The 6,857-nt window shown below is 69.6% G+C and carries 8 protein-coding genes; 7 read left to right on the top strand and 1 reads right to left on the bottom strand.

Annotation, left to right across the window (positions count from 1 at the left end; genetic code table 11):
- Positions 1–108 precede the first annotated feature (108 nt).
- Complete coding sequence (locus E1182_RS28115; RefSeq protein WP_243706463.1) at positions 109–510, bottom strand: TnsA-like heteromeric transposase endonuclease subunit; 402 nt, start codon at positions 508–510, stop codon at positions 109–111.
- Between the two features lie 139 nt (positions 511–649).
- Between E1182_RS28115 and E1182_RS28110 the strand changes: the two genes are divergently transcribed.
- From E1182_RS28110 to E1182_RS28085, 7 genes are all read left to right on the top strand, one after another.
- Entirely contained in the window at positions 650–1,222 is a 573-nt protein-coding gene (locus E1182_RS28110) for a helix-turn-helix transcriptional regulator (protein WP_132270753.1), read from the top strand.
- On the top strand, positions 1,141–2,046 hold the full coding sequence (locus tag E1182_RS28105) for an MFS transporter (RefSeq protein WP_371687614.1): 906 nt from the start codon (positions 1,141–1,143) through the stop codon (positions 2,044–2,046). Before E1182_RS28110 ends, E1182_RS28105 begins: the two co-directional genes overlap by 82 nt.
- 33 nt (positions 2,047–2,079) lie before the next feature.
- A complete protein-coding gene (locus E1182_RS32585) occupies positions 2,080–2,481 on the top strand; it encodes a hypothetical protein (RefSeq protein ID WP_243706461.1) in 402 nt (133 codons plus the stop codon).
- Positions 2,482–2,715: 234 nt separating this feature from the next.
- Positions 2,716–3,159: a MobC family plasmid mobilization relaxosome protein gene (locus E1182_RS31370; RefSeq protein ID WP_165942745.1), complete on the top strand. Its 444-nt coding sequence runs from the start codon at positions 2,716–2,718 to the stop codon at positions 3,157–3,159.
- Complete coding sequence (locus E1182_RS28095; RefSeq protein WP_132270752.1) at positions 3,156–4,655, top strand: relaxase/mobilization nuclease domain-containing protein; 1,500 nt, start codon at positions 3,156–3,158, stop codon at positions 4,653–4,655. The genes E1182_RS31370 and E1182_RS28095 overlap by 4 nt, the downstream gene beginning before the upstream one ends.
- 17 nt (positions 4,656–4,672) lie before the next feature.
- Entirely contained in the window at positions 4,673–5,722 is a 1,050-nt protein-coding gene (locus E1182_RS28090; protein ID WP_243706460.1) for a hypothetical protein, read from the top strand.
- A 97-nt stretch (positions 5,723–5,819) separates the two neighbouring features.
- Complete coding sequence (locus tag E1182_RS28085) at positions 5,820–6,467, top strand: hypothetical protein (protein WP_132270751.1); 648 nt, start codon at positions 5,820–5,822, stop codon at positions 6,465–6,467.
- The last annotated feature ends 390 nt before the right edge of the window (positions 6,468–6,857 follow it).

Below are 6,857 nucleotides of genomic sequence, written 5' to 3'. Positions count from 1 at the left end.
GCCGGTGAAGGCACAATGAGCGAAGGCCGCGCGGATGGCTTTGATCGACACAATCAAGACATCTGCGCGGCCGTCCATGTCAGGGTCAAGCCGCCACACCGACCGGCTCTACTGTGCACAAGGTCGTAAGCCCTTCCCGTCGGCTAGCCGCGCGAAGTAGTCCGGCGCGTGCGAGCGGCGCCGGCCGGAAGCCGCGTCATCCCAGAACAGCCAGAACGGCTGCGAGGCGATCCCAACCACCGCCAGGTCGAAGTCGAGCAGCATCAGGTGGTCGCGCTCCAACCACGACTCATACCCGACGTGACCGCCGGTCGTCGACGACCACCACAGGCCGGGGAAGTTCCGCTGCCGCTTGTACGAGGGGAACCCGCGTACCGGCTTGACAAGCTCAAACTGCACCTCCGCAGCGTCGATCAAGGACATCCTGACCTCTGCCTGTTCGGCGCCCATGAATCCGACCTCGAACTCAGCCGTCAGCGGCCCACCCAGGCCCGACACCGCGCGCAGCACCCCGGCACCGTACCGAAGGGCCCACATCAACTCGCATCCGCATCGACTCGAACTTCCGCCGATAAAGCACGCACAGCCGGACACACCACATGCACAAGAGTCCTTGAACGACACCTCTTGTGTATGTGATGCTGGCAGCATGACTGCGGATGAAGTACGCCAGATCACCGACTCTCGGGTGCTCGCCGCGATGGCTCACCCGCTGCGACGGCGGTTGATGGACGCTCTGAAGGTCCACGGGCCATCAACGGCCAGTTCGCTGGCGACCATCACCGGCCAGGCGATCGGTAACGTGAGCCACCACCTGCACGTACTCGGTGACTGCGGCCTCATCGAGGAAGCTCCCGAGTTGGCCCGAGACCGACGTGAACGATGGTGGCGACTCGTCACGCGGGGCCTGCGCTGGTCATCAGCCGACTTCCGCGACGACCCCGCCACGGCTGCGGTAGCCGACGCGGCCGAGTCCCTCAACCTGGATCACCATGTGCAACAGGTTCGGGGCTGGTTCGCCGCAGGCGACGAAGACAAAACGCACTGGCGCGATTGCACCTTCGCGATGGACCAATGGCTGCACTTGACCCCGGAAGAACTACGCGAGGTCGGGGAAGAGATCAACGAGCTGCTCGAGCGATGGCGGCGCCAGCAAACACCGGACGCCGCCGGCCGCCGACCCGTCTTCGTATTCGCCTACGGTGTTCCGGGCAAGCCATGACCCCGCCGACCCTCGCAGCGACGCGACGGGGCACTCTGCTGCGACACCGCGACTTCCGACTGTTCTGGCTGGGCCAGACGACCAGCAGGTTCGGCAGCGCCATCACCGCGGTTGCCCTGCCGCTGGTGGCCCTCGGCACCCTGAACGCCTCCACGCTGCAAATCGCCCTGCTGCAAGCCGCCGTCTGGCTGCCGTGGCTGCTGATCGGACTGCCGGTTGGTGTCTGGGTCGACCGGCTCCGGCGACGCCCTGTGATGATCACCTGCAACGTGGCGGCACTGCTTTTGTTCATCAGTGTGCCGGTAGCTGCCTGGCTCGACGCACTCACCATCGGACACCTGCTCACGGTGGCGCTGTTGACCGGCGCGGCGGCGGTGTTCTTCGAGACCGCCTACCAGGTCTACCTGCCGTCGCTACTCAGCACCGATCAGCTGGCTGAGGGCAACGCCAAGCTGCACGGCAGCGAGGCGGTTGCCCACGTCACCGGACCCGGCGCGGGCGGCCTCATCGCTCAACTGTTCGGCGCCGTCTTCGGGCTACTCGCCGACGCAGCCACTTTCCTGGTCTCCACCGTCTGCCTGCTGATCATGCGCCACCGCGAACCACGCCGGTCCGCCCAGACCCCGCACCAACCACTACTGAAGGAGATCACCGGCGGTCTGCGGTTCCTGGCGCATGATCCTTACCTGCGCACCATGGCCGCCTTCGGCGCCGCCGCGAATCTTGCGCTCATCGGTTACCAGTCGATCCTCATCGTCTTCCTGGTGCGAGAGAACGGCGTCGAGGCTGGCACGGTCGGCGTCATCATCGCTGTCATGAGCTGAGGTGGTGTCCTCGGTGCACTGGTTGCCACCACGGTGGCCCGGCGCTTCGGCACGGCTCGCGGCATGCTGCTCTGCCAACTCGGTGCGGCCCCGTTCGCGCTACTGATCCCTCTCGCGGGGCCCGGCCCGCGCCTCACCCTGGTCGTGCTCGGAGGCATGGCAGTCGGTACCGGAATCGTCGCCGGCAACATCATCAAAGACAGTTTCCGCCAGACCTACACACCGCGCCATCTCCTCGGCCGAGTTGTCACCGGCATGCACCTCATCAACTACGGCACCATTCCGTTGGGCGCTCTTCTCGGCGGCCTGCTTGGCACTCTTCTCGGCCTGCGACCCACCATGTGGATCATGACGGCCGCACTCGTCCTGTCTACCGGCATCCTGCTCACCGGTCCGATCAGACACCATCGAGATCTACCCGAGACAACCGGCTGAAGCAGTGCACCTACGGTGGTGTGCCAAGTCAACCCGGACAGTTTTACTCCGGTGCCAACTACAGCCGGACGGTGCCACCTTCGTCCGGACGGGACACGAGCGGCCTCCCGGTAGTGGACGCCCAGGCTCCACCTGACGGAGCAAGTTGGAGTAAAAGTTTGACTTTTGGTCAGACAGGCCGCGCGGCGGCCGGGCAGATCAGGGCGGCGATGGCCAGCCGGGAGGGTGGTCGACGTGGCTGATCCGCCGCAGGTCGGTGTGGTTCGCTTCGGTGCCAGCGAGCGCCGGCGGCGTGCCCACAACGACGATGATCCGCGCGTGCATCGGGTGACCGTGCGGTTGTCCGAGGCGGAGATGACGGCGGTCGAGGCGAACGCGGCGGCGGCCCGGATGGCCACCTCGGCGTACTTGGCGGAAGCCGGATCGGCGCCGCTCGTGCCCGCCCCGGCCGGCCCGGATGGGGCTGCGGAGACGGGTCCGCTGCTGGTCGAGTTGATGGGCGTGCACCGGCAGGTGCGGGGCGCGGCGCACAACCTCAATCAGGCGGTGGCGCGGTTGCATTCCACCGGGGAGCCGGCCGGGGACCTGGCCGCGACGGCGGCGTACCTGGCGCGGGTCGCGGCGCGCGTCGACGACCTCGTTACCGCGATCGCCGCAGCCCAGACAGGCCGCCGATGATTCCGAAGGTCACCTACGGCGCCCGGGTTCGGGGCCTGCTGGAGTACCTGTGGGGCCCGGGGAAAGCTGAGGAGCACGTCAACCCGCACCTGGTCGCCGGATACGACGACGTGGCCCTGCTCGCCCCGGAGCGGCACGAGCGCGATGGTGAGCGGTGGTCGCTGGACGAGCTGGCGGCCCGACTGGAAGCGCCGCAGATCGCCGCCGGTGAGCGCGGCGTCGCGCAGTACGTGTGGCAGTGCTCGCTGAGCCTGCCGGCTCAGGAGGGGCAGCTCGACGACGCGACGTGGGGTCGCATCGCGGCCCGGTTCGTGGCCGAGATGGGCTTCACCGGCGATGCCGAGCGGGCCGGGTGTCGGTGGGTCGCGGTGCGCCACGGGCTGTCGGCGAAGGGCAACGATCACGTGCACCTGGTCGTCACCCTCGCTACCGAGGATGGTGCGCCGGTGTGGCTGCGGCAGGACAAGCGGCGCAGCCAACAGGTCGCCGACCTCATCGAGGACGAGTTCGGACTGGGCAAGTGGACACCGGGCCGGGCCGGCGTGACCCGCCGGCCGGAGCTGACCCGTCCCGAGGTTGATCGGGCCCGCCGCAGCGGCCAGGCGCCGGACCGGGAGCTGCTGCGCCGCCAGGTCCGGGCGGCGCTCGCCGGCGCCAGCAGCGAGAGCGAGCGGGTGGCGCGGATGAAGGGCGCGGGCTTACTGGTTGGTGCTCGCACTGCGGCGACGGACCGGGACCAGGTGGTCGGGTACGCCGTGGCGCTACGGCCCGCCGGTGCCGGAGCGCCGCGTTGGTTTGCCGGGCGCAGCCTGGACGGCGACCTGAGCCTGACCCAGGTTCGTAAGCGGTGGCCTGACGCGCAGCCGCCGTCGGCCGGGCAGTGGAAGGCGGCGGATTCTGCGGAATCGCCGACGCTGCGCGGTGAGGACCGGATGGCGGTGTGGCGATCGTCGACCGCCGCCCTGGAGGCGATCAGCGCCCGGCTTGCCGCCGTCGCGCCCGGCTCGCCGCAGTGGCCGGCGGTGGCGCGCGCCAGCGCCGACCTACTGGCCCGGGTCGCGGCGGCCACCGAGCCGTCGGGGCGGGGTCCGGTGACGCGGGCGGCTGACGCGCTGGCCCGCGCGGCGGCGCCACCGCGTCACGCGTCGGCGCCGGCGGCGTCGACGCTCGCAGCGGAGCTGGGCCGGGTCGCCGACGCGTTGATGGTCACTGGACCCGCCCGCGACGGCGGTGAGGCGGCGGCGGTGCTGCTCGCCGTGGTCGTGCAGGCGGCCCGGGTGGTGGTGGCGCTGGCCGAGCTACGCGCGGCCGAGCAGCAGGCACACGCGGCAGGCGCGGCGGCCAGGGCGGCGGCGCACCTGATGCCGCTGCTCGCGCAGGGCTCGGTGCACGTCGAGCGAGACGTTCCAGGCCCGCGCGTCGGGCAGGAGGAGCCGGATGCGACGCGGGCCCGGGTCCGCGTTGACCCGGCGGTGGATCAGCAGACGCAGCGGTGAATCAGACGGGAGAGGTAGTGGCCGACAACGAGATGGCCGAGATTCACCAGCGGGCTACCGCGGCGATGACCGCCGCGATCCAGGCCGCCGGCCAACTGGCCCAGGTGCTCATCGACGTCCGCATCGCGCAGCTGCGACGGGCCGAGCGGGTCAGCGAGGAACAGGCCCGGCGGATCCGCGCGCAGGCTCGCGCGGCACAGCAGGCCGACGCGGCGGTGTGGCGGCCGGCGATGCGGCCGGGGTGGTGGCGCACCGCAGGGACGGAGGACATCGCTCGGGTGTGGCGGGCCGCGTCGACGTGGCAGCACGTTGATCCCCGGGCGCAGCAGGCTCGGCAGGTGGTCGTCGACCAGCTTGCCAAGAGGGCGGGGACGTCCGAGAAGCACGAGCCGGCGCGGGAGCCGGACGACATTGAGGTGCTGTCCGACGCCGTCGATCGGGCGGTGCGCGAGGCCACGGAGCGGTCGAGTCGGCCGGCGATGTCCGCCGAAGCGGTGCGGGACAGGCAGGAGCGGATGGCCGCTGAGGTACGCAAGGCGTGGCCGTCTGGGCAGCGGGCCGACAGGGTGCTCGGATGCGAGGCGTGGGGTGCGTTGGCGTACACGCTGGACCAGGCTCAGCAAGCTGGCCACGACGTGCAGCAGCTCCTGCGCGGCGTGCCCAGCTTCGTGGATCGGGCCCGGACCCCAGGGGCGTTTGCGTGCCGGGTGGTGCAGGACCAGCTCGACGGGCGAGTCGACCTCGGCACGGTGCGTAGGGACCGCAGCCAGGAGACCGCCAACGAACAGGCGGCCCACACCGAGCCGTTCGGCCCGGAGGCTCTGGCAGACGTCGAGCCGGCAGGGGTGGGTGGCGATCAGCCAGCCGACCGTGAGGGAATCCTGGCCCGAGTTGACCCGCCGGCGGAGAGCACCGCGACCAGCAGCGAACCGGCGGTAGTGGCTGCTCGGGCGTTTCCCGTCTCGACCCGAGATGCAGTGACGGCGGCGAAGACCGGCAGCGACGCAGCCGGGCAGGTGCCTGCGGTGAAAGCCGTGGAGGCAAGCCTCGACTCGCCCAGCCGGTAGAGGGCCGCCCGACTGGCAGGCTCGTGTAACCAGGTGGCAGCCCTGACGCTCGCCGTAAGGCTGACAGCGGATAGACGGTCCGCCATACCCTGACCCGGTGCTAGCTGCCGAGGCTCCGAAAATCACCGACTGGATGCAGGCATGGGGAAGCTTGGCCGGGCTGGTGATGTCGACCCTCGCCGTCGTCGTCACCGGCCTGCTGCTTCGTCACGAAATCCGGGTCCGTCGGGAAGAGAAGCGGGCCAGCGAATCTGCTCAGGCCCGCCTAGTGATTCCCGTCCTGACCTTCAAAGACGTCGCCGAAACTGAGGGCATCAGGACCTACGGCCCATCGAATCCGGCGTCGGTAACGCTCACCAATCACAGCGCCGCGCCGATCTTCGACGTTCGCATTGATGTCATGTGGAAGAAGACTCACCTCTGGCCGGGCCGCCGCCGAGACTCGGAAGTAACGGTGCTTGCACGCGGGGCCCGGCGCTTCACCGTGGTGGAGAAAACCGTGGCGGTGGACTACGAACTGCCGGCAGATGCGGCAAGCATCGGGCAGGCAAGGGTCCAGTTCACGGACGCGGCCGGCTTGGTCTGGGAGAGGGTGGGCCTCCAGCCCCCTGTTCCTTACACGCCGCCGGAGAGCCCCATGGGCAGGGCGTTCCGACTGCTTCCCTGGCTGGTCTTCGTGATCTACGTCGTTCTGCCTGCGATCGTCATCACCGCTCTCATCCTCATCGCTTGGCTCCTGCCGTAGTGGCCTCGACCAGCGGGCCCGCCCGTAGGCGTGGACACCCACGCCGACGTGCACGTGGCGGCGGCGATCGACCAGCACGGGCGCTTGCTCGGCACGAGTAGCGTGCCGAGCACCGCGGCCGGGTACGCGGAAACGTCGGCGGTCGCAACCGCCGACCAGACCGTCCCGCAAACTCTCGTTTCCAGGACGCCTCTACGCAGGCACCCTGCCGGTCGTGACAGCCCCGAAGGAAAATCTTGGCCGGGGATGTCGAGATGCAGGGTGCGGCTCCGACCGAGAGCCGACGCCGAGCGACCGGGCACGCGACGAGAAGGAGCTACCGATGAAGTACATGATCATGATGTTCAGCGGGATGGGAGCGTCGCTGGTCGACCGCAGCCCGGAGTGGAT

The organism is Micromonospora sp. KC721, assembly GCF_004348355.1.
Lineage (GTDB): Bacteria > Actinomycetota > Actinomycetes > Mycobacteriales > Micromonosporaceae > Micromonospora.
The sequence above is the reverse complement of the archived record's forward strand: the minus strand, read 5'-3'. Positions and strand labels throughout refer to the sequence as shown.